The sequence below is a fragment of the candidate division KSB1 bacterium genome, from assembly GCA_034521575.1.
GTDB lineage: Bacteria > Zhuqueibacterota > Zhuqueibacteria > Residuimicrobiales > Krinioviventaceae > JAXHMJ01.
Genome location: JAXHMJ010000001.1, coordinates 1 through 23,490, shown reverse-complemented (window position 1 = coordinate 23,490; position 23,490 = coordinate 1). Strand labels below are relative to the sequence as shown.

18 protein-coding genes and 1 pseudogene are annotated in these 23,490 nt (G+C 44.9%); all 19 read right to left on the bottom strand.

The genetic code is table 11. The features are described 5' to 3' along the window. Positions 1-32: 32 nt before the first annotated feature. Positions 33-821 (bottom strand): hypothetical protein, encoded by a 789-nt coding sequence (locus tag U5R06_00095; GenBank protein MDZ7721246.1) that lies wholly within the window; start codon positions 819-821, stop codon positions 33-35. 12 nt (positions 822-833) lie between these two features. Then, positions 834-1,778, bottom strand: a complete 945-nt coding sequence (locus U5R06_00090; protein ID MDZ7721245.1) for a dihydrodipicolinate synthase family protein — start codon at positions 1,776-1,778, stop codon at positions 834-836. A 7-nt stretch (positions 1,779-1,785) separates the two neighbouring features. Continuing rightward, positions 1,786-2,817 (bottom strand): sialidase family protein, encoded by a 1,032-nt coding sequence (locus tag U5R06_00085; protein ID MDZ7721244.1) that lies wholly within the window; start codon positions 2,815-2,817, stop codon positions 1,786-1,788. Between the two features lie 10 nt (positions 2,818-2,827). Next, on the bottom strand, positions 2,828-4,240 hold the full coding sequence (locus U5R06_00080) for a sulfatase (protein MDZ7721243.1): 1,413 nt from the start codon (positions 4,238-4,240) through the stop codon (positions 2,828-2,830). A gap of 143 nt (positions 4,241-4,383) precedes the next feature. Continuing rightward, complete coding sequence (locus U5R06_00075) at positions 4,384-5,643, bottom strand: exo-alpha-sialidase (protein ID MDZ7721242.1); 1,260 nt, start codon at positions 5,641-5,643, stop codon at positions 4,384-4,386. A gap of 78 nt (positions 5,644-5,721) precedes the next feature. Continuing rightward, positions 5,722-7,221: a sodium/solute symporter gene (locus U5R06_00070; protein ID MDZ7721241.1), complete on the bottom strand. Its 1,500-nt coding sequence runs from the start codon at positions 7,219-7,221 to the stop codon at positions 5,722-5,724. Positions 7,222-7,384: 163 nt separating this feature from the next. Further along, on the bottom strand, positions 7,385-8,716 hold the full coding sequence (locus U5R06_00065; GenBank protein ID MDZ7721240.1) for an enolase C-terminal domain-like protein: 1,332 nt from the start codon (positions 8,714-8,716) through the stop codon (positions 7,385-7,387). Between the two features lie 41 nt (positions 8,717-8,757). Continuing rightward, positions 8,758-10,254, bottom strand: a complete 1,497-nt coding sequence (locus U5R06_00060) for an arylsulfatase (GenBank protein ID MDZ7721239.1) — start codon at positions 10,252-10,254, stop codon at positions 8,758-8,760. Positions 10,255-10,303: 49 nt separating this feature from the next. Continuing rightward, positions 10,304-11,224 (bottom strand): TIM barrel protein, encoded by a 921-nt coding sequence (locus U5R06_00055; protein MDZ7721238.1) that lies wholly within the window; start codon positions 11,222-11,224, stop codon positions 10,304-10,306. 9 nt (positions 11,225-11,233) lie between these two features. Continuing rightward, on the bottom strand, positions 11,234-11,785 hold the full coding sequence (locus U5R06_00050) for a Gfo/Idh/MocA family oxidoreductase (protein MDZ7721237.1): 552 nt from the start codon (positions 11,783-11,785) through the stop codon (positions 11,234-11,236). Continuing rightward, on the bottom strand, positions 11,707-12,423 hold the full coding sequence (locus tag U5R06_00045; GenBank protein MDZ7721236.1) for a Gfo/Idh/MocA family oxidoreductase: 717 nt from the start codon (positions 12,421-12,423) through the stop codon (positions 11,707-11,709). The genes U5R06_00050 and U5R06_00045 overlap by 79 nt, the downstream gene beginning before the upstream one ends. 33 nt (positions 12,424-12,456) lie before the next feature. Then, positions 12,457-14,157, bottom strand: coding sequence for an alkaline phosphatase D family protein (locus U5R06_00040; GenBank protein ID MDZ7721235.1), 1,701 nt, complete (start codon positions 14,155-14,157; stop codon positions 12,457-12,459). Between the two features lie 88 nt (positions 14,158-14,245). Continuing rightward, complete coding sequence (locus U5R06_00035) at positions 14,246-15,805, bottom strand: glycoside hydrolase family 28 protein (protein ID MDZ7721234.1); 1,560 nt, start codon at positions 15,803-15,805, stop codon at positions 14,246-14,248. Positions 15,806-15,890: 85 nt separating this feature from the next. Beyond that, a complete protein-coding gene (locus U5R06_00030) occupies positions 15,891-16,526 on the bottom strand; it encodes a LamG domain-containing protein (GenBank protein ID MDZ7721233.1) in 636 nt (211 codons plus the stop codon). A 1,859-nt stretch (positions 16,527-18,385) separates the two neighbouring features. After that, a pseudogene (locus tag U5R06_00025) lies at positions 18,386-19,462 on the bottom strand (glycosyl hydrolase family 28-related protein). Positions 19,463-19,587: 125 nt separating this feature from the next. Further along, a complete protein-coding gene (locus U5R06_00020) occupies positions 19,588-20,103 on the bottom strand; it encodes a TonB-dependent receptor (protein MDZ7721232.1) in 516 nt (171 codons plus the stop codon). Next, a complete protein-coding gene (locus U5R06_00015; GenBank protein ID MDZ7721231.1) occupies positions 19,986-21,116 on the bottom strand; it encodes a TonB-dependent receptor in 1,131 nt (376 codons plus the stop codon). Before U5R06_00015 ends, U5R06_00020 begins: the two co-directional genes overlap by 118 nt. After that, positions 21,011-22,288, bottom strand: a complete 1,278-nt coding sequence (locus tag U5R06_00010) for a carboxypeptidase-like regulatory domain-containing protein (GenBank protein ID MDZ7721230.1) — start codon at positions 22,286-22,288, stop codon at positions 21,011-21,013. The genes U5R06_00015 and U5R06_00010 overlap by 106 nt, the downstream gene beginning before the upstream one ends. A gap of 78 nt (positions 22,289-22,366) precedes the next feature. After that, on the bottom strand, positions 22,367-23,380 hold the full coding sequence (locus U5R06_00005; protein MDZ7721229.1) for a LacI family DNA-binding transcriptional regulator: 1,014 nt from the start codon (positions 23,378-23,380) through the stop codon (positions 22,367-22,369). Positions 23,381-23,490: the final 110 nt, after the last annotated feature.

Sequence of the window (23,490 nt, the reverse complement as noted above, 5' to 3'; positions counted from 1 at the left end):
ACATTTCCTATTCATCAAAGGCAAAACTTGGGTTATTTAAACAAGACAGAACACCCTACAGTTTCCTTAATCCGGTTGATCCAATACAACCTGCTCTTATGAGTCCGGTCCCAGGCCAGTCCCTGTCCCCGATTATCCAAAGAAAGTGTGTCCACCCATTTTAAAACCGATCCGGCGTCCGGGAGCTTTAATACATAGACGACAGCAGAATCATGACCGGTGCAGTAAAGATACCCGTCGCGCCCCCAGGAGCCGCCAGAGTTGCTCATGGGACGAAAGTAATTTAACAGAGAATCCGGAAACACCCAAGATTGCCGTTCCTGCCATTCATTATTGAACTGAACCAGCGTTGTCCATCGGTTGTTTTTACCGGTTCGTTGTTGAAATTTATCATAATGGGCGAATACCGCCCACCAGCACTGCCTGTAACGATCAATCCAGGTACAAGACCCCCGGTATATTCCAAAACTGTGCGATCCGACATGCTGCAGCTTGCGTGTATCCCAAATCTCCACAGAGCTTGTCATGGGTATATCTGGATAGTTGGAATGGGCGCAATACAGTTTGTCTTCAACGATGACTCCGCTGTCGAGATGAAGTATGGGACCGTTTTCGTTTTCACACCATTTTTGAACATATTTACCGGTCTCCTTCTCATACTTTGCAATTTGCCGCGTGCCAATCCCATAAATATAATTTTGATCGACTGCCACACCTTGGCGGGCTTCAGGAATTAGATATTCAGCAATTTTTTTTAATTCTTGTCCTGCGGTCTGGAAAGAAAAAACCAGCAAAACAGTATAAAAGCATATTTTTTTCATGAATTTTTGATTTTAAAAAAAGCTTTGCATTTTATTGGACACATTCCTTAACTGTTCGACTTCCAGTTTTTGACCGGCTGTAAACCTGTTTTGATCCTTTACCCGTGAAAACAGCTGAACCGGCAGGCCTTCTCTCTGTAAATGATATTTTGCATTCACCGGATAAAACTGATATTCAATTAGAGATGCCACACTTAGAAAGTGAAAACAGTACTCCGCATCGGCAGATGATGTTTGGAACAATTTCAGTCCTTTGACATACAGCTCGGGATGAAAATTGGCCATCACACCGCTGTAGCCGGAGGCGCCCACTTTCAGACTGGTGTATAAAGTGGCCGAATTGGCGTTATAAAGCTTTAATCGAGTCCCGTTTAACAGCGTTAACCGTTCATTTAATATACGTTCATCACAACTGGTGTCCTTTAAAAAATAAAACCGTCCCGTAGACACCACCCATTCCAACAACTCTATGGATAACATACGCTTATAGGGAAACGGACATTCATAAAGTCCCAAAGGGATTGAATCGGGAATATGATCAAGAATTTTCTGCAGATTGGCTTTCCAGCATGCATCAGATTCATCTTTACGCGCCAATCGATTGGTGACCAAAACAAACGCGTCGATCCCGGTTTCCGCTATTTTTTCAAGTTCACGGATTTGTCCCTCAATGGTATCAGAGACGTGACCAGAAGCAATCACCGGAATATGCGACGGCGCGTGATTTTTTACAAAGGTTGCCAAAGCAGTACGTTCCTCAAGTGACAAATCAAACATCTCACTGGATTGACACACGGCAAACAAACCGTCGATTTTATGATCGACATACCACTCGATTATCGCTTCCAATGCAGAATAGTCGATTTTGTTGCTGCTCGTAAACGGTGTAATCATGGTAGGCCACACGCCGTCCGGGAACCTGTTTTTTGCTGACCTGTTTATGTTTTGATGGTTCAAGATATGTCTACTCCTTATTACCAGGATTTAAAACAACATATTTAATTTTTTTTCGGTTATAGGTATAGGTAATATGGATGTTTCCGTCCTGACTTTGTATAACAGCCGGATAGGAATATTCACCTTTTTCGGTTTCCAAATCCAGTATTTTATTCCAGTCCACTCCATCTGCAGAAACTGCAACGCTTAATGGAAAGCGCACCCCTTTGTGGGTTCCCTTGATCACTCCGGTTGGATTGTAAACGAGCAAATGCCGGCCGTCTGCCAGTGTAACCGCATCTATCCCGGAATTTGGATTGGGCAGACGGGTGGTTTGCAGTTCACTCCAGCTTTTTCCTGCATCCTTGGACCAGCTCTCAAGAATCCAGCCGCATTGGCTTCGGCAAAGCAATTGCAGACGCTCACCGGGATGAATCAAAATTGTGGGCTGAATGGCGTTATAGGTTTCCCCTGAATGGATGGGACCTGTAAGCGACCAGGTTCTCCCCAAATCCGGTGTTCGCTCCAAATGAACCCTCCAACCGTCATCTTCGGTACTTGAGGGGCATAGCAAATCACCATTGTCCAGCAGGATCGGCTTGTTTTTTATAGGCCCCAGAATATCTTCCGGCAATCGGCAAGCTCGTGACCATGTTGTTCCATGATCACGCGATGTTTTGATCATACCCCACCATGTTTGTGGACTGGGACCTACCTTGTAAAACAGCAACAGCGGTCCGTTTTCCGCCTGATACAGAACAGGATTCCAGCACGGATAGCGTTTGTTGTCGTGTTGTACACCATCGGCAACCTCAACCGGTTCAGTCCATTCATTATTTATTTTTCGTGAGACCCAGATCCCCACATCTTTATGCCTTTCATGAGTCCCGCCGAACCAGGCGGCTATCAATCCTTTTGGCGTTTCCTCGATTGTTGAGGCATGACATTCCGGAAACGGCGCATCATTGTATATAAACTCTGTAGACTCGATTGTAATAGAATCTGCGCCTGCCAGGCCGACGCCAATAACAAACATTAATAATGTAAAAAGTAATTTCATTTTCGGTCTCCTATTTATTATAGTTTGGGTTTAGGGTATGCATTTTTGTGTCAATAGATTCAAGCCAGTTTACCAGTTTGGTTTGCAACTCATGTGCAAGATGCGGTTTCTGCTCAGCCAGATTACATTGTTCACTCTGATCATTTTCCAAATCGTATAGTTCCAATCCAGGAGGGTCATAACGCTGTATGAGCTTCCAGTTTCCGGATCGAATAACCGCTCCCGGATTTTTGGCTCGAGGACTGTAATGCGGATAATACCAATATAAATCACGTTCCTTCCAGTGTTCGGTTTGCAATAAAAGCGGCAAAATACTTTTTCCGTCAAGATTATTTGATAGATAATCTTGGCCTGATATTTCCATCATCGTGGGGTAGATATCTTCACTGGTCACAGGAACTCTGCAAATCGAACCCGGACGTATATGGCCGGGCCATTTTACAGCCATGGGGACTCGAATACCGCCTTCGTATAAATAACCTTTGCCCGCGCGGAGCGGGGCGTTGTTGGTAACTTTGGACAAACCGCCATTGTCGCTCGCAAAAATGACCACCGTATCTTGCGTCAACTCCAGGTCCTGCAATGATGTCAGCAGGCGTCCTACATTTTGGTCGAGATTTTCAATCATAGCTGCATAGACAGCGTTTTTTTGGGAACGATCGCTCTTGAGCTTGTGTTTGTATTTCTCAACCAAATTCCGGGGTGCCTGCATCGGTGTATGGACCGCATAATGAGACAGATACAGAAAAAACGGACGATTTTGATTGTCCTTTACAAACTGAATCGCTTCATCGGTCAAACGATCGGTTAAATATTCGCCTTTTTTTCCGTCTTTTAATGTGGGAATATCAGCGTTCCAGTCCTTTTCCGGGTTTTCGTACGGCGACCAATATGTCGGTGGACTCCCATGCGTATATCCGGCAATATTGATATCAAATCCCTGTTCAGTGGGCCAATATTTCGGTTCATGTCCGACGTGCCATTTGCCAATGCTGGCTGACGCATATCCTGCTGGTTTGAGGGCCTCGGCAATTATGATTTCCGCCGGACGGATGTACATACGATCATCGGGCGGAATAATCCGGCTGTTATCCGGATGGCGGTGACGTTTGTGCCGGGTAATATGGCCGGTAAACTGCAGCCGGGCCGTATCTTTGCCGGTTAATAAAGCCGCTCGTGTCGGTGAACAAACCGGACATGCAGAATAGGCTTGAGTGAACCGCATGCCCTGCTCGGCAAGCCGGTCAATATTCGGTGTTTCATAAAAGGAACTGCCTTGACATCCCAAATCCATCCAGCCCAGGTCATCAACTAAAATAAAAACAAAATTAGGCTCACGTTTTAAAGTTGCACAGGACCCGATACACATAAAACTGCCAAGAGCAGAAATTGCCATTTTCGATATAAATTCCCGCCGATGCATATTGATCTCCTCTCGCATTAGTCAATAATTATAATTTCTATCTAATATCCGGTTTTCCAAGGCACCTCTCGCTAACTGCAATAAATCGGTATAATATTAATAATATTTAAATCGAATTTCAATACTTTTATTATAATTGAAAATTATTTAAGAATATTATCAATGGATACAATTGACACACATATATCTTCTTTGCGCAGAGAGTACTGTACATATAATTTATCATTTTTAACAAGCGCCGAAGGATACTGGCCGCCACCACTACCTCTGCCCTTAACGCCCTCAACCCGAAACTCGCCTCGACCTGAACGCAAAGCAAAAACCCGATCAAATAAATAACCATTCAAACTGACTGCAATAGTCAAAGGATCGCGTTTATAATGTCTGGGTTCTGCAGGGTTGTCAAATTTCGGAGCAGTTTGATTTCCAATTAAAAAAACTGTGCCTTTTTCAAGAGTCACCGTGGTACTAAGACTTGGGGAATCTGGAATATCCGTCGGCATAGCCAATTTCCAGCTGCCCTCTTTTTCGCGAATGCTAACATATATTCTGTGAGAATGACTTAAATCACGCAAAAGACAGAGTTGTGTTCCATCTTTTGCCTGATAATAGGTTGGTTCACATAATCTCACATTGTCTACGGATTCCGGTTGATTAGGTGTTTTATAAGCTTCTTTTAAGGCTTGGACCAATAAACTATCCTGTCTATTTTGGGGAGTCGTATAAGAAAAATCGAGTTGTGCGGTTGGCGGTAAATTGTCGGAGAGAGGAAAGATATCACCCAACCGGCCATCAGGATACACACGACGAATAAAATCACTGTATTGTATCCTTTTTATGAAATGATGTTCCTTGTCCCGGGTTGCACTGAAACTGGTTCCATCAGAATTTTCAAATCCCTCCCTTAAAGTGCATAATGCCCGGGCATATACCTTGTCTTCTATAACAGCCCAGCCACCCGCCCAAAAAAACAATCCATTTTGGTCCCATCCTTTAACATCACCTGGAGGTGGAAATAATTCTTTCCACGAATCCCAATTTATCCCGTCATTTGACATCGAATATAACACTCGCTGACCAGCGCAATCTTCTCCATGGGGATGATTAGACCACATGGCATAAAATTTCCCTTGGTAATGAAACAATTGAGAATGATGATTATAAGCTCCGGTTTCCGGCGTCGCTTTAAATATACAGATATGAGATACATTTTGCAGTATTGGAAATCCTGCCGCCGATTTATCCGGGTTTGGCATGGGAGCTTCCCACATATGAACGATTGGTGTACCTTTAGCTGTTTTCTGGTTTAATAGTATTAATTCATTTGCTTTTTGGTTACAGGATAGCGACAGAACAATCAACAACAGCGCTAAACCCGATTGAACAGCTTTTATTATGATCATTTTATTCTCCGAATGAATAGTCCATTTCTCAAACAGAAACATTAGATTATGCATACATGATTTAGCTCTTTCTAATCGTTAATTTTTGTCAAGGGTACTGCTATCAGTTCTGCTGTTTATGGCATAGAATAAAAGAGCCAACACAATTAATACAAAAGTGCCTACCGCGCCGACAATAATGGGATCAAATGTACATTCCAGCCAGGTCCATGACCGCGGCAAATCACGGATAAAAGTGCCCCAGCTGATGACAAGGATACTCAGCCCTATGGTCGCGAGTCCCTGCCATAACCTGAGCCGAATCTTAAAAAGGGCCAACAGAAACAATCCCAAAATTCCACCGCCGAAAATGCCGGAAATCTGCCACCAGACATCCAGGGCACTCTGCGCTCTGATCATCAACAAAGCAAACCCGGTGCCGATAAATCCCCATAATACCGTGGTCCCGCGTAAAAAAAGCATACTACTTTTTTCGTTCATGCCCGGTTGAACATACTGTTTCCAGAAATCCAGCAATAACACCGTTGCCGAACAATTTAAAGCGGAATCAATCGTACTCATCGCCGCGGCCAAAATGGCGGCAATAATCAATCCCTTGAAAATAACCGGGACCTGTGTGGCTATAAAATACGGGAAAACCTGATCTCCCTTTGTAATTTCAACCGGAAGTGCTGTGCCGCTCGAGGAATAAAAGGCAAACAGTGTCGTGCCGATATAAAGGAACAGCGCGGTTAATGGGATATAAATCAGCATGGCGATCCAGACGGAACGCTTGGCTTCTTTTTCGGTTGCAACGGATGAATATTTTTGTACATAGTTTTGATCCGCCATCAAATTTCTCAAATTTTCAGTCAATCCGTAAATAATCATAACCCAAACGGTACGGGAAGATAGTGACAATTTCAAACTTCCAAGACTAAATTTATTCTGTTCGATCGCGTAATCAATCAGTTGGCTGGAATCAAACACAACAGCTTTTGTTAGGATAACAGCACAGAAAAGAACACCAACAATCATAACCAGAGATTGCATGACATCGGTCCAGATTACGGCTTCCATTCCGCCCAACAGGGTATAGACAATGGTGACGATGCCAATGACTATAATAACTATGACAATATTCCACGGAATAAATGAAATTAAAAGCAAACTGGCCAAATATAATATCACAGCGATACGACCGATCATGTAAAAGACAAATGAAAATGCCGCATAAATGCGCCCCCAATTCCCGAGTCGGTGTTCCAGAAAAGAATAAACAGAAATAATGTGTATTTTTCGATAATACGGAATGACAAAATGCGTAACCACCCAGGCCACAGGCAAAATAGTCAGGGCGAAAATAAGCGGATGCCAGTTGGTATCAAACGCTTTGCCGGGTGTCGCAATGTATGAAAGACTGCTGGTATAAGCGCTCATGACCGCCAGGCCGGCAGCCCAGGCAGGGATGGAACGATCTGCTACCATAAATTGATTTGATGTTCGGCATTTGCGCGTATAATATCCCCCCATAAAAACCAGTATCATAGCATAGATAACCAGGATTATAATATCCAGCACGGAAAGTGATGCAGTCAAGCTTTACCTCCTCTAAACTTCATGATCGACAAAAACCAGACGAATTATTCAATTAACAATTCACGATATCAACCTGACAGATAGCAGAAATCATTGCCTGCCGGTTTAATGAACAACCGGCAGGCAATGCGAGTAAGGAGATTCTCATTCATGGTTTGAGAACTCACCTGTCATGCCAGGACCCGTCATACAACCTGGGACTATGGAGCTTTTTGGGTTTATAGGGATACAATTTGGCCTGTTTCTCATTCAATTGAATACCCAATCCCGGTGAATTTGGCGGCAATGCATATCCTTTCTGAAAAACAAGCTTTTCTCCCTTGAATAAACTTTGAAACTCGAATGATTCCCTTCCCACTTCAAGAATTGTAGCATTGGGCGTACACACGTTGATGTGAAGCGAGGCCATGGTACACACCAGACTCTGGGGATTATGGGGAGCCATCTGAATCCGATTGGCTTCTGCAATGGCCCCTATTTTTTTCAATTCTAAAATACCACCGGCATGCACAATATCAGGCTGCACATAATCCACCAGATGTCGTTCACAAATATCACTAAAAATATACTTTGTAAACAAGCGTTCACCGGTAGCCAGGGGCACTGAGGTGTGTTCACGCAAATGCTGCAGCTCTCCCAGGTCTTCAATTTGAGTTGCCTCTTCCACAAACATAGGAAAGAATGCTTCTGCTCCGTTGCAAAATTCTACCGCCATCGGCGGTGTGGCTCTGCCGTGGAGCTCGACCAGAACATCAAAATCTTCTCCGACTGCTTTGCGAACGGCCTCCAGATTGCGCAGCCCCTGGCGTACCGCTTTGGTCGTTTCTGCGGGGCGCATGCGCTGATCAAAAAATTTCAGATACGGCCCCTTGCTTGCGGTCCACCCGTCTGCTTTTCGATTGGCCCACAATTTAGCATATCGTTCGGCATCATAAAAGATGTCGCGGTTAAACGGCTCGGCTTTAGGAGTTTTATAAGGATCGTTTTGATCAAAAGATTGATTAAAATGAGGATAAAAACGGACTCTTTCTCTAACTTTGCCCCCGAGCAACTGCCAGATTGGCTGCTCCAGAGCCTGTCCCAAAATATCCCAAAGCGCAATTTCCAATGCGCTGATTGCACTCATGAGAATAGGACCGCCCCGATAGCGAGGGGCTCTGTACATGCCCTGCCAGTGCATTTCGATATTTGCCGGATTTTTTCCCATAAGAAAACGTCCATATTCCAGGATGGCAGCCTCAACAGACTTTGCCTTTCCGGCAAGTGTGCCTTCCCCAAGACCGACGAGTCCTTTGTTTGTATAGATTTGAACAAAAACAAAATTCTCGTCAGATTGTTGGCGATTCACCAAAAAGGTCTTGACGTCTGTAATTTTCAAATCAAGACGATTGACTCGGTCCATTTTTGCCGCGAACGATTCATCAAACAACAGAGCGGATCCAAATACAGGCAGCGAAGCAATCCCGAAAATCTTTAAAAAATCACGTCTTTTCATCTGAGCAATACCTTATATTAAATTCATCTTTACATCAACAATCAATAACCGTATCGTTGATACTTGACTTTTAGCGGATCCAGTTGCGGATATGTATCTTTGTGAGACTCTTTCATCAGCTTTTCCATTTCCGATACAAGTTCCGGATGTAGTCCTGCAACATCATTTGATTCTGATACATCCGTATCAAGATTATAAAGTTCAATCTCACCGCTGGCATGGTTTCGAACTGCTTTCCATTTTCCTTTTCTGACCGCTTGATCCAAACGACAGGCCAAACCGTCATCATTATATTTCCCATACTCCCAATACAAATAATCATGAGTTTTTTGATTGTTTTTGCCCAGCAACGTGGGTAAAACCGAAATGCCGTCAATATTTTCAGGGATATGAGCGCCTGCAAGTTCGCAACACGTGGGCAAAATATCCGGAAAATACCAGACCAGATCATTGTTTGTTTTTCCGGCAGGGATTTTTCCCGGCCATCTTGCGATCATCGGCACTCGGATACCCGCCTCGTACAATTCGCCTTTTCTACCCCGAAACGGCCCGCCGGATTCAAAAAAGTCATAGAATTGCCAGCCGCTTCCTCCACGGTATCCCCGATGTCCATTATCAGACATAAACAGCACCACTGTGTTTTCATCCAGGCCCATTGTTTCAAGCGCCGACATCAATTTCCCAAAATTACTATCCATATATGAAATAATCGTCGCAAATACTGCTTTGGGATCGCGGACATCAACTTGTCCCGGACGCGGATCATTAAACCATTCTTCCTCAAACTGTCCTTTATAGGACTCGTACAATTCCTGATCAGGCGGTTTGGCCAGTTCCACATGCGGGATCACCGACGACAGAAAACAAAAAAACGGTCGATCCCGGTTCTCTTGGATGAAATGCAGTGCATGATTCATATATTCATCCGGGGCATACTGAGTACGGTTCCCCAATGCATTGCCGGGCAGCTTGTGCAAGACCTGATTTCCGGGCAGCGGCCATTTTCGGTTGTTTTTCCAAAGATAATCGGGATAATAAAAATGAGCATGCAATTGATGCAGATACCCAAAGAATTCATCAAACCCCTGATTCGAGGGTACGCCCTCTGTGGTTATATCACCCATTCCCCATTTCCCGAAAATACCGGTTGTGTAACCGCTTTGCTGCAGCAATTCGCCAACGGTTACGGCTTCATCACGCAAAGGAATGCCGCCGCTGTTGCCGCGTACCTGAGTATGTCCGGTATGCAATCCGGTCAGCAGCGAGCTGCGCGCCGGAGCACAAACGGTACAGGCCGAATAGGCTTGAGTAAATTTCATACCTTGTTTGGCAAATTGGTCAATATAAGGGGTACGGATATATTTTTGACCATAACACCCCAGATGACCATAACCCAGGTCATCGGCCAGGAACAAGACAATATTGGGCGGCCGCTCCGATGCTTTTGCTTTTTGGGCAGGCAAAACACCAGCCACAGTGAACGCCGCCAGCGTGGAGCCGGCAGTTTTTATAAAGGAACGTCTGTTGAATCGTTTCATAAAAATCTCCTATATTTTGTTCAAGCCATATTTTAAAATCTACAATGATTCAAGTATAAATGGGCTTTAACATATTGTCTATAAATTTCATACTTTTTTCTGCAGAAGCACGTGGTGCCAATTCTGTGGCGTCCTGCTCCACATTAATCCAGCCTTTATATTTTATTTCCCGCAATAGCCGCATCACAGCGAGAAAATCGATCTCGCCGCTGCCCAGTTCACGTAAATTGGGTTTAAAATCGGGGTAAGTATATTCACCCGCGGCATCTTTGAAATGAAAATAATTGAGACGTTGCTTATAAGTGGTCAATATCTCTACAACATCTCCACCACCCAAATGGATATGGCCAGTATCCGGGGACATGTAAACGAAACGGGGATCGGTGGCATCCATGATGGCATGAATATCCTCAGGCGTTTCTATTATGGTTTTCAAATGCGGATGAATGCCGATTTCCACGCCCTGATCCTGTGCGATTTTCCCCAGATCATTCAGGACCGGCCCCATGGACTTTATCGTCTCCAGGCGATTGCCAGCTTTTGAAAATCGCGGCGGACCGATGATGATATGCCTGGCATTAAAAAATTTGAGACTGTTAATTTTTTGCTGTAATTCCTCCCGGATTTCAGAAAAACTGGATTTATCATAAAAGGGCCCGGAAAAATAATGCCCTGAAACAGCAAGTCCATAATCATCCAGCATTTCTTTTACTCTTGCAAGCGTCACATTAAATTGTTTAAATTCCCGCTTCCGCAATGTCAGTTCAATCCCGTCGGTGCCAAGGTCTTTCAAATCCTGAAACGAGTCGGTTAGCGTCATTTCCTGTTCATCATATTCCCGCCACAGGATCCAGCCCATCGCCCACTTTATATTTTGAGAATCGTTCCCTGCTTTTTGGCAATTTGTCAGGCCCAAATAGGCAACCGGGCCTGCAAGCAAGAGTCTTTTTAGTAGCTGTCGTCTGTCCATTCGTCACCTCTACATTTCGATGATTCGTGTTTGATCTGCGCTCAGAGTTGTGCGCCGGCCTGACCAATAAGCCGCAACCGCCAGGTGGGACGGTTTAACCGCCTGCAGGCCCACATCGATATTCGCCGAGGGTTGACGATTATCCCGAATCGCATTAAAAAAATCAGTAACATGTTCTTCGTTCAAATCTTTTTTCCGTTTGATATATTGGGACTCTCCGTCATGAGGGGTATAAATATAACCTTTACGGAACAATTCCAGTTTTCCCTTGGTCCCGTGAAACAAGACCGAGGAGCGTTTGTTGTTAACCGGCATGATCGAGCATTCAAAGGTAAGATTGACGCCGTTTTTGTACTGCAATATACAATTCACCGTATCCGGATTGGACCGTCCGTCTTTTAAATAATAAATCCCGCCGGTGGTCACGGCATTCAATGGATGGGAGTCGTCCATCATCCATTGTCCGACATCCGCCCAGTGGGTCAGCAAATCGGATAAAATACCGGCGCCATATTCCTTGTAATTGCGCCAGGCATCGTAGCGCGCCCAATCGTATGGCACACGGGTGCGGGTCCCAGAAACCGTTCCCAATCAAAATGGTCTGGTTTGGGCCGCGGCTCAATTTTACGGCGCTGATGGCTAAAATCACTCCATACCGTTCGTATAAACACAATATCGCCTAACAAATTTGAATCGCTGAAAAATCGTTCTTTGGCTTCGATATAGTGCGAACTGCTGCGCTGCTGGGTCCCGGTTTGGCATATCATACCGCTTTGCTTTACTGCGTTTTTAATGGTTTTGTTTTCTTCATAATGCAGAGTGACGGGTTTCTCCAGATACAAATGCTTGCCCGCTTCCAGGGTTTGAACGGCATAATTCGTATGCAGGTGATCCGGCGTGGCAATCAATACCGCGTCAATATCATCTCGGGCAAGCGTCTCTTCCAGCGCCGCGGTTTCCGCAACAGAAGATAATCCCAGTTCATCCTTTGCGCGCTGACGCTGAACATCCCACACATCGCACAGGATTCGAAGCTCTGCCCGTCCGGTTTTCAACATCTCAGACATGACACGCCGTCCGCGGCGTCCGCTGCCCACCAGAGCCATATTGAGTCGATCGTTGGCGCCGAGAATACGACTATATGATGCGGATGCAAACGAAACAGCCCCGACTGTTGTTATGAATTTACGTCTATTCATATTATCCCTTTTGTGTATGTTTATGTCATCTATTTAATATGACAATTGACTGTATTCGAGTGTATATTCATACACTTTTTCATTATCAATATTGTATATACTGTAACTGACAACAGGATTGGTCGGTGTTGTATCAAAAGTCAGCATCCCAAAGGAATTTTTTTCATTATAGGCATAGATAGAACCGGGCATTTTTTTATGCGTGTGCACATTGGTCAGACGGCTGCTCATAAAGTCATACAAATCGTATCCGTTCTCCCGCTCAATGCGCCAGATATCAGAACGATGTCGGTCTGCAGAAATTAAAACCACTCCATTGATTTTTTCTCTTTCCAAAAAAGTAAAAATCTCTTCTCGCTCATCAGAGAAACCTTCCCAGGTATCCGTATGATGAGGCTTGGGTTTGGCGCCAAAGGCCCAGGGAACAGGAGATGCGATAACTTTGAATGTGGCATCGGAATGCCTGAGCCGGTCAAAAAGCCATTGCTTTTGATCCGGGCCCAGCATGGTCAGATTTTTTGAATGGGGATTCGTACGATAGTACCTGCCGTCCAGCATAAAAAAATCTACATCAGCAATACGAAAATCAAACCAGCATCCCGGACGTTCAAATCCGCCGCCATAATAGGGATTATTCCAGTTCTGCCTAAAGATGTCCCATACTTTGGGCTTCCATTTGGGATAATAGATATTGGAGCCACCCCAACTGTCATTATCCGCAAAATCATGGTCATCCCATATAGCATAGATCGGCGTTGACGCGGCAAAATCACGAAACGCTTTACTGGATTGTCTTCGGTAATAACAATATTTTTGCACATCCGGATATAAGGGGTGATCGATATAGACATTATCACCAAGCAAAAGAAAGGCATTCGGATTATTTGAAGCAATACTTGTCCAAATGATTTCATTCCATGGCGTATATCCCGCACCGCCGCCGAATCCTACTTTTAACCTGCCCGAAGCATACTGGGGCGGAAAGGTGCGAAATGATGAGGGTTTTGAAACAATATGGCCGTCGATAACAGGAACATACTCATAAACAGTTCCCGCTTTTAATCCCTTAACACGAACCACAGCCGTATAATCCTTGTCACGATCACTGGTTACAGCTTGAGAGTACACAGTATCCGGACCATTACCTTGTCTATAGATCGCAACCTGCACTGGCATTTCTATTGCGGTACGCATCCAGAATTCTGCGCTCCGGCTGGTTACATTGCTAACAAGCGGACCGTGAATCAACTTGTTTTTATTCAAAGGAACTAGAGTATGAAAGTGTTCATTTTGATATAATTTCTCGGTCAAATTGCAGGGTCCTGCCCAAAAACGTCCTGGCGGCAAACCCGCATCGATCGCCTGTTTAACATATTCAATTGCCTTTTGCCTTTCACCTTTATGGCTATAAGCCAAAGCCAATGCAAATAACGCCTCCGCATCCTCTGGATGTTGCTTAAGATACGTTTGCAAGTCAACAGAGACAGAAACAAAGGTGTTCGTGTCGTCCTGCTGTATGGCATGCTTTTCCTTTATATAATTTTCATATTCATTCTTGTAAGCTCGTCTCACGTTTTCCAGATAAGCAATGGCTGAATCCGTTTTACCGTCAACCAGCATAGCGATGGCATCTCTTGTGCGTTTTTTATAAAGCTTGTCCCGCGGTTGAATGGTTGATTCCTGAGTGAATCCATTAATGGTTAAGCAAAGCATTAAAAAGCAAAAAAGTCTCATGATTATGTCTCACGGGTTATCATTAGGTTTTAAGTTATGGTCAAGTAATTAACATCTTGTAAAAAACGTTCAAAATGATGCATCGACTCTAATATTTTTGAATGACTACAGAAGAACCATCTTTTGCTCTAAATGGAATTTGTGCTTTTTCAAGTAGGTTATCAATTAGTGAAATTTTTTGATTCTTATTGCCGCGCAGCTCCAGAAATATCCCGGTACCCTTTACAGCAGTACAGTTTCGCACCTGCACGTCTTTGACGTTTTCCAGCGCGATAACGGGTTCGCCCGGCACTGGTGTTTTTGTGGTAATTTCATCCAAGTCGACAATTGAGGCATGGCTGATTGCAAAAGCAGAGCCTTTTTGCGCCTGTATCTCAATATTGTGAAAATCGACATTATCAAGAAATCGTGCCTGAATGCCGGTTTCCGCCTGCAAATCAATATCGATGAACTGCAGATTTTCGATAGGCGCTTCCGGCAAACCGGTTATTTTTGCTGCATACTTGATATCTGTTCCGGTTATGTGGCTGTATGATATATTTTTCAGAAACGGCGTGGTTTCATCAACAGGCTTTACCGTATACTGCTCATCATTTCCGTCATAATACATGTCCAGAGAAATCGCCGTCTCCACATTATCCATAATAATATTGGCGGCACGAATATCGCGCACGACATTACCACGGCCCCGCGCGGTTTTAATACGTAGCCCCCGGTACGTGTTTTGAAATACGCAATTGTTGATGGTCACGTTCCATATGCCGCCTGATGTCTCACTGCCGATTCCGACCGCGCTGCGTCCATGCGCCAAAACACAGTTGGAGATCACAATATTTTCACAGGGCTCATTCACCCGTCTTCCGTCCTGATTGTATCCCGACTTTAAGGTAATACAATCGTCTCCACAATCTACAAAACAATTGACGATTCTGACATTGCTGCAGGACTCGGGATTAATACCATCCGTATTCGGGGATTCATAAGGCTGAATAATACTAATATTATCAATGGTCACATTGTCGCAATATACAGGGTGAACCGTCCAGGACGGTGAATTTGTAATGGTAACATCCCGGATCAGGACATGATTACAATGATAGAGATTGACCATTTTGGGTCTGGGCCATTTGAGCGGCGAACCCTGAGGATTCTCGGGTTCCCGCTCTGTGATCCCGGCCTGACGTCTGAGCATTTTTGTTTTACGATGGGCGTTCCACCAGGGTTGTCCCTGTCCTTCAAGCGTACCGCCTCCGGTTATGGAGATATGATCCAGATGATGACCGGTGAGCAAGGATGCATAGACTTTACGCTCAATACCTCCGGCTCGACCGTCAATTGCCGGATAGGCATCGATCGTTGTATCGGCAATCAGGGTTGCTCCCGTTTCGATTTTAAAATTAATATGACTTTTAAGAAAAATTGGCCGGGAAAGATAGTCTCCGGGAGGAATAACAACGGTTCCTCCTCCTGACTCTGCACAATCATCCACAGCGTTTTGAATGGCCCGGCTGCACAGAGTTTCGCCGTCCGGTACGGCACCATAATCCAGTACATTGTAATAGCCGGAACGTGCAAAAACGCCTGATACACTCATACAAAAGAATAACAGACCCACCCAAATAATCGGCTTTGCTTGTATTCGTTGCAAAACTCCAGTATATAAATTCATCTTCGCAGGACTCATTTTCAATTATAAAAGTCACCTGTTTTTTCGTATCATCCAGCGTGATACGCTAATCAAAAGACAGATACATCAACAATCCATCTTTGATATTTTTATTATTTTGGTACAATTGATCAATCTCTTTAATGTTCAGGACACGGTTATAAGCACGGATGTCATCAAGCACACCATTTGCACTGCCATTGCCCTGATAATCATGTCTGTGCGCACCGAATGTAAATGGCTCAAATTTCGCAAAATCTTGACCGTTCATTGTCGTACGCCCAATCTCCTCACCATTTACAAAAAGAGCAATGGTATGAGGTTGCTCTGAAAAATCCCAGGTTACTGCAATATGATACCATTGATTACTTTTTAACTGATGAAACTTTGGCAAAACAGTGGTTTCAGAGACTTTATCTTCCGGTACTTCATAATCACGATCCACCTCGTCTTCCATGCGAAAGCTTAAATATTCGCCTCCATCTCCCCACGAGAGTTGAAATATGCGTTTGGTTTCAGCTGCTGCGGCTTCAAACAGTGTAAAGCCTGTATGATTTTCAATAATCGCATGGCGAAATGATTCCCGGTTGCGATAGTCCCAATTGGGTTTGTACCAGAGGCAGACTGTTGCCGCCGGTCCCAGGTCATTGGGCGTAAGGGGTACTTCAATCCGGCTGTAGGCATCGGGGGGGCCTGCTGCCAATTCTCGGGCCAGTCAAATTTCAATCCTTTGCCAAAACGGCCTGCAACCCATAGCGGATTCTTGAAAACGTGCGCATCATGGCCTTTTCCGGAATGATCCTGAAAAGTAGACGGAGGTGTGTTCATCCCCGCTTTGACCCTCACTGGCTCCTGTTCATCCAGCCTCACCGTATGAGATCCTTTGGAAAATGCCCATGTGAAGCTAATATCCTGAACCTCTCCCGGCGACAAAACGATAGATTTGCGTTTAACCGTTTTATCATCGATATTCAACTCGACCCCTGTTTCCCGAGTCTTGCCGGTAATATTTTTAATGCTTCCTTGAATCGTGGCGGAATCACCAGGAGAAAGAATGGTACGATCAATTTCTATGTCACTGAATTGAAAACATGTGTCCGGTTTCCCCGCTTTGACAACCAAAATCTTTTCAGGTAAATCTTCGATACGGATCTTGTGTTTTCCCGGTTGATACAATCTCATTGTAAACTGTAGGGTCCGGGATTCTTTGGGAGCAAGCGTTAATTTTTTATGTTGCGCTCTCTTGTCATCAACCCAAAGCCGAACCGTCTGAGTTATATCAAAAGGATGCTCATTGGTCAGTTCAGCAGTTATGGTAAAGGGGTCGTGAGCATTTGCTTTTTTTCTGGAAATATCAAATCCCCGAGGCCGCAATCGATTGTACACGATCGCGTCATAACGTTTCTTTATTTTATTCACTGCGTTTTTTATAATGAGTGAATAATTTCCAGGAGATTGCGGCGCAATTGAAAATTCAGTTGATACGCTTTCGTTTTTGCGCGCCAGCACTTGTTTTTCACCCACAAGCTCATCATTCAGAACCAACAATATTTTTGCGCCATCCCGGTATTCGGTATCGCTGATTGTGAGAACCGCCTTGAATGCTTCTCCGGCTATGGGCTTTTCAGGTTCTGTTTTGAACGACTCTATAGAAAACTCACCGGATTTTGCCCAGGCATATACCGTTTGATCCATATCGGCAACTCTGATTTGATGGTCTCCGGACTGTTCAAACGTGTGGTTAAACATCAATTTTTTCTGTTCCCCCGGTGCAAAAGTAAGAGTTCGTTCCGAAATCCTGCTGCCGTCAACAAAAAGTCCAATCGTTTCCGTTTTAGCAAAGCTGCCTGTGTTTGTTGCGCTCAGACAGATCACCGCCGGTTCACTGGCTGTCAGAATACTTGATTCAAGTAGTGCATCTACATTAACATCTTTTACCCTTGGAGAGTAAGCATTCAGGTCTGAAAACAAAATCTTGGATTTGACGGCATCAATATATACATCGGTTTGTTTGTCGTTGACGCGGAGTACATGTTGACCTTTTTTATAAAGCCGTATATCTGTGAATATGATTTCACTGTTTTGATCCGGTGACAACCACACATGCTTTGTTTCAGCCGTCTCGCCGTCAATCATAAGCTCAATTTCTGCAAGGCCTTGTTGATGGGCTTGAGCGGTTGCACGCAGGGTAATGGGCTCGCCAGCCATCGTTTTGTTTTTTGACACATCCAGAGACTTGATTATCGGATCAATCAGTGTGATATCAGCTGATTCATAAAATTTTACATGTTCATTTTTACCGCGAAAGACCACAGGCGGGGCACCATCAGGGTGCCGTTCGGTTTTGATTCCGCTAAGCTGCATATCTTTAACATCTCGAAACACAAATGCCGGTCGCAAGTCAGGTTTTTCAAATTCTAATGAAATATTATCAAATTGAACATTCCTGGCATGTCGAACGTAAAATCCAAAGGCAGGAATAATTCCGAAATGTCCGGGCTCCGGGTAGATACCGACATTTTCCGGCGGTATCTTTTCAGCCATTTCACGGGTGCCGCCACCTGTACAGATGATACGTATATTGGATAGAGTGATGTTTTTAACATCATGTCCCGGGATACCGCTGATCACCGACGTAAACTGCGAGTTCGCACCGGTGGCTGTTAAATTGCTGATGGTGATATTGGATAATTTACCCGGCGGGGGATTCTTGGGGGCACGCGATGGAGAACGATCGCCCAGCCGAATGTAAATCGGGCTGTTGGACACATTGTGCATGACCACATTGGATATGGAGATATTCTCCAGCACGCCTCCATCTACAAGCGCCAAATCCAGGCCTTTACAGTGATCAAAAATGACATTGTTGATGGTTACATTCCGAAACCCGCCACCGACAGAGCTGGTTCCAAATTTTATTCTGCCAATCCCCCCCCCTTTTTTAAACGTCCCGTCATAGACACTGCCGGGCTGGTAACCACTGACATAAGCATTGTTAATCGTGACGTGGCTTGTCGGTGTGTTATAGCCGTTATTAACTGCGCTTTTCAATACAAGCACATCGTCTTCGTCTGAATTGAGAACCACATCAGAAATGCGGATATTGGTGCCGTTCACTTGCAAACCGTCCCGGTTGGTATCCATCAGAATGGACTCAATTGTCACATCATGGCTGCCTCCCAGGTGCAGAGCCGTTTGTCCGCCGTGGAGTATGGTGATCCCGTGAATGTGCACATGCTTTGCACTGTTGAACTGAATAGCGCGTGAGGCACATCCCGGTGTATTGCAGCCGCTGGAAACTCCGCCGCCGTCCACGATTCCCGGTCCGACGATCGCCACATGATTGACGTGCATGCCTTCAATCACCGCGCTGCGGTTTTCTCCTCTGCGGCCGTAATGGGGATGATCATAGGGCAGTCCCAGAATACGGGCCCCCGCACTGAGATAAAGTGTCAAATGATCAATTAGATAGATTGTACCCGTCAAATAGGTGCCCGGGGGGAAATAAAGAGTGCCTCCGCCTGCCTGTGCAATCGAATCAATAGCCGTGGAAATGGACTCTGTATCCGGTGTGACACCGTCACCCGCCGCTCCGAATCGGTCACATTGAAAACCACCCTGTTGCCAGAAGGGTGCCAGCCGGCGAAAACAGACAGACTGCAGATTGTGAACAGCACAAAAAAAGTGATGCGTTTCGACATAAAATGATCCTTTTTTTAAAATTCAAGGGCACAGAGACATCTGTGCCCTTGCTCAAAACGTATTTAGAGAGAGTAATCGATACCGGCTGAAAACCAGCGTCCGTAGTATTTGATCTCATGAAGCCGGGTCTCGTCCAGTGTGGGTTTATATTCCCACTCCGGATCGCCGGGAGAGTCCAGTAAATTCTTACCGCGGACATAGACACGAATATTGTCTGTGAGAGCATAGTTCGCAGAGGCATCCAGTCTGTGAATCGGAGTGTTCCAGATCGGTACACCTTTCTCGTATTTTTCAAACACCATACCGTTCCAGTTCAGCCCAACAGTACCCGAAAATCCGATATCCGGATTGTCATAGGTCAATGCAAAATTGATGACGTGTTTGGGCATTTGAGCCAGAATCTTGCGGTCTTCGCCTTCCATATTGATGTACGTCCAGTTTGCCTGGACACCGAACCAATTCAGAGCCGGTACACCCAGAAAATGCAGTTTTTGATAGGTCGCCAGTTCAACACCTTCGATACTCGTATCACCCGAATTGATCGGAAAGTAAATTTCATATTCTCTGCCTTTGTACATTTCTCCTCGGTCTCTAATGTCATGATATTGTTGTCGAGCTGTTTGGCGAACACACCTACGGAAAAATAACCCAGTCTGGATGTATAACGCTCGAACATCAAATCATAACTCAGAGCCGTTGTGGGTTCAAGATCCGGATTGCCACGGCTAATCGCATAGGGAGGAGGATTGCGTTCTTCTCGGTCTATCGGAGCAATTGATATCGGAGCAAGTCTGGATTGCGTACGGGTGATCGATCCTCTCAGATTGGTCTTCTCTGTGATATTGTATTTTGCAATAAACGCCGGAAAAAAGTCGGTATAGCTTGCACTGCCGCTTTTGCCGCTCCACATTTCGGTAAAGGAGTTTTTGATATGCTCAACACGCACTCCGACTGTGGTATGCAGCCTTTGATGCAGCCAGGCGGTGCTGTTCATGATATATCCGGCAGTCACTTCGGCGCTGTTGTCATTCGACGACGTATGATCAGTCGGGTCCATGCCCTCATAACTGAATGGTCCATCCAGATTGAGATTTTTCACTGTGGACGAATTAATGTTTTCAAACAACAACGGCCATTCGTCAGTTATTTGCCACGTCTCACCTTCCGCCAGATCTGCCTTTGTGCGCATTCGGCGTTGTTGATTGTAATTGCCTTCCCTCTTTACGCCGACTTTTAATTCAGATGTCCGGGATGCGTTGATGGGAAACGACATATCAGCCTTGACTTCATAATGATCAGATTGATCATCACTCCATGAGCTCTCCAGGCCACCAAAGTCCAGCACACCGTTAAACGACGAATTCATGGTCAAGTTTTCAAACTCGTCTTTGGTCAGATCGGCCATGCTGGGTTGTTCGCCGTCCCATGCCGCTTCAATTTGATCATCCTGTATGGATTCATCTCTGAACCAGGCCGCGGAATACTCTAATTTGACATTGCCCAGCCGGTTGAGTCCGTTAAACTTGGCAAAGGTGAGATCATGCGGCCGATTGTAATGGCGAATCGATTTTTCGATTTCACCTTCGGGCATTTTCTTTTCTCTTCTGTCAAATTTAATTTGACCGCGAGCTTCGTCTCTTCTGTATCGGCCTTTGCTGACCAGCAGATAGTATTGATTGCTTTCATTGGGTGTGTAATCCACATTGAAATAGCCCATCGTCCGATAGCGTTGCACATCATATTTTGAAAAACGATGGCGGACAATATTGCTGCCGTCGTCTGTGTAACGCATGGATTCAAACGACACCCCGCGGCGGCTCCCCAAAAAGCGCACCTCCGGCCCAGAACGCCGATTTTGTCATTCATAAATCGCCGGCCGCCTTTGACAAAAAATGAATAATTGTTATTGGCACGATTTTCAGGGCCAAACTCCAGAGTATTGATACCACCCTGGGCGCGAGCAAAGAACTGAGGTTCGGACGGTGCAACCTGCACTTTCAAAATCAGTGGCTCGCCCATCGCATCGGCATCCATATCCGGAGTAATCACCTTGCTTAGGGAAACGCTTTCCAGGATATTTGATGGAATCATCGCCAATGCTCCGCCCGGTGCTGCCATGCCGTTGATAAATACTTTATTTTTATCATCAGACATGGCGCGAACGCGAAGACTGCTTGGAACACCCTGGCTATAGTCAATAGCGGAAACACCCGGCATTCTGCGCAAAGCTTCCCCGGCTGTTTCATCCGGAAAGCGGCGGATAATTTCATGGCTCACCACATGCTCGATACCAACCGCATTCTGCTGCATACTCAATGCTTTGGCCTGACCTCGGGTGATTTCACCGTAAACGGTAACCTCTTCTCCTTCAACAACTTGCCGCTCATCCATGATGAAATCCGCTCGTACCACATCGTCAACTCGGACCTGTACCTCTTGAATATTCTGCTCGTATCCGATATAGTTTACTTTGACGTTGTACGATCCTGCAGGTACTTTCGTGATGACATATTCACCGTTGTTATCCGTTGCTGCCCCCATCGCTGTTTCGCCAATGATAACATTCGCAGCTGGCAGAGGATTGCCTCGTCCATCGGTTACCCTTCCGGCGATTTTCCCTGAATTTACCTGTGCATATCCAGCATCAACAAAAACACTGAATGCAAAAACCAGCATGAAGAATAATGCCGCCACCGGCAAAATTCCCGGTCTTGATGCACCTTCCACATCTGCTCTAAAAAGTGCTGAAAAGATTTTACACATAACGTTGCCTCCTTTTCATAAAAGGTTTATTATTTGGTTTAAAAAACCGTGACGATTAATCCACTCTTTCACCTCCCTTCAACCAATCGATCCTCGTTTGACAAGCTTTGTTTTATAGGTTATTTCAACATGTTGTCTAAAATCATTCATAATCATCTGAACCAAAATGCGCACCGCTTCAGAATACACAAATCCTCTCTTTACTTCAAAGGTTGTCAAGGGAGGGTCTAAATAGGGCGCATAGCTCAGACCATCAAAACCGATAACCGCCACATCATCCGGAATTTTCCGGCCGGTGGATTTGATGGCCTTGTAAGCCCCCACAGCCAGCACGTCTGTCATGGTAAACAACCCATCAAAAGTACCGCCTGTTTTGAAATACGCTTGTAATGCCAAGTGAGCGCCATATTCATTATATTGCTCCAGTTCGATAACGTCCGGCCTGGGTAGACCCGACTCTATAACCCGATGGGTGAAATTATCAAAGCGTTCTTTTGTGGACTGGGTTAAAAATGGAGGTTTGAGCACAGCTATTTTTTTTCGATGTTGGGATATCAATACGTCCGCTGCTTCTATCGCTGCAGATTCATCCAAACGTACGGTGCAGTAATCTGAAATTCGCCGGTTGATCAGAACAATCGGCATGGAAAGGCTGGCCTCTTCCAAAAACTCATCGTCTGTTGCATTTGTGTTGGCAATAATGGCAGCTTCTATATCCTTTACAGAGAAAACTTTTTCCAAATGCCCCACATGAAACGGAGTCAGTGTGATTGTAAAACTCATGTTTTCAACACTCACCTGCTCGATAAATTTTTCAATTGAAATCAGCCAGGCATTGATCAATACCAACGGGGCTTCAAATGAAGTCATTAGAGAAATATTCATATTATATTGACCACTGCGCATGTATCTGGCGGACATATTGGGCATATAGCCATATTTTTTCGCCGTGTTCAGTATCTGGGTAACGACTTGTTCCGATATACTTCTCTCTTTATATTTTCCGTTCAATACAATGGATACCGTACTGACTGAACACCCTACAGCATCAGCAATATCTTTTAAGCGAATTTTTTTATTATTATTAATCATCTTTGTTCTACCCTATGGAACAAACATTCGCATTGAATTGTCACTATTCTATAATAGCAAAAAACAACCATAAAATCCGGTTCTGGTTATGTGTTTTTATGCTTTTTAAA

Excerpts from the sequence above, each read along its gene's own strand:
- U5R06_00095 (MDZ7721246.1), bottom strand. The coding sequence starts at position 821 with ATGAAAAAAATATGCTTTTATACTGTTTTGCTGGTTTTTTCTTTCCAG.
- U5R06_00085 (MDZ7721244.1), bottom strand. The coding sequence starts at position 2,817 with ATGAAATTACTTTTTACATTATTAATGTTTGTTATTGGCGTCGGCCTG.
- U5R06_00080 (MDZ7721243.1), bottom strand. The coding sequence starts at position 4,240 with ATGCATCGGCGGGAATTTATATCGAAAATGGCAATTTCTGCTCTTGGC.
- U5R06_00075 (MDZ7721242.1), bottom strand. The coding sequence starts at position 5,643 with ATGATCATAATAAAAGCTGTTCAATCGGGTTTAGCGCTGTTGTTGATT.
- U5R06_00065 (MDZ7721240.1), bottom strand. The coding sequence starts at position 8,716 with ATGAAAAGACGTGATTTTTTAAAGATTTTCGGGATTGCTTCGCTGCCT.
- U5R06_00060 (MDZ7721239.1), bottom strand. The coding sequence starts at position 10,254 with ATGAAACGATTCAACAGACGTTCCTTTATAAAAACTGCCGGCTCCACG.
- U5R06_00055 (MDZ7721238.1), bottom strand. The coding sequence starts at position 11,224 with ATGGACAGACGACAGCTACTAAAAAGACTCTTGCTTGCAGGCCCGGTT.
- U5R06_00045 (MDZ7721236.1), bottom strand. The coding sequence starts at position 12,423 with ATGAATAGACGTAAATTCATAACAACAGTCGGGGCTGTTTCGTTTGCA.
- U5R06_00040 (MDZ7721235.1), bottom strand. The coding sequence starts at position 14,157 with ATGAGACTTTTTTGCTTTTTAATGCTTTGCTTAACCATTAATGGATTC.
- U5R06_00020 (MDZ7721232.1), bottom strand. The coding sequence starts at position 20,103 with ATGTACAAAGGCAGAGAATATGAAATTTACTTTCCGATCAATTCGGGT.
- U5R06_00015 (MDZ7721231.1), bottom strand. The coding sequence starts at position 21,116 with ATGCCCGAAGGTGAAATCGAAAAATCGATTCGCCATTACAATCGGCCG.
- U5R06_00010 (MDZ7721230.1), bottom strand. The coding sequence starts at position 22,288 with ATGTGTAAAATCTTTTCAGCACTTTTTAGAGCAGATGTGGAAGGTGCA.
- U5R06_00005 (MDZ7721229.1), bottom strand. The coding sequence starts at position 23,380 with ATGATTAATAATAATAAAAAAATTCGCTTAAAAGATATTGCTGATGCT.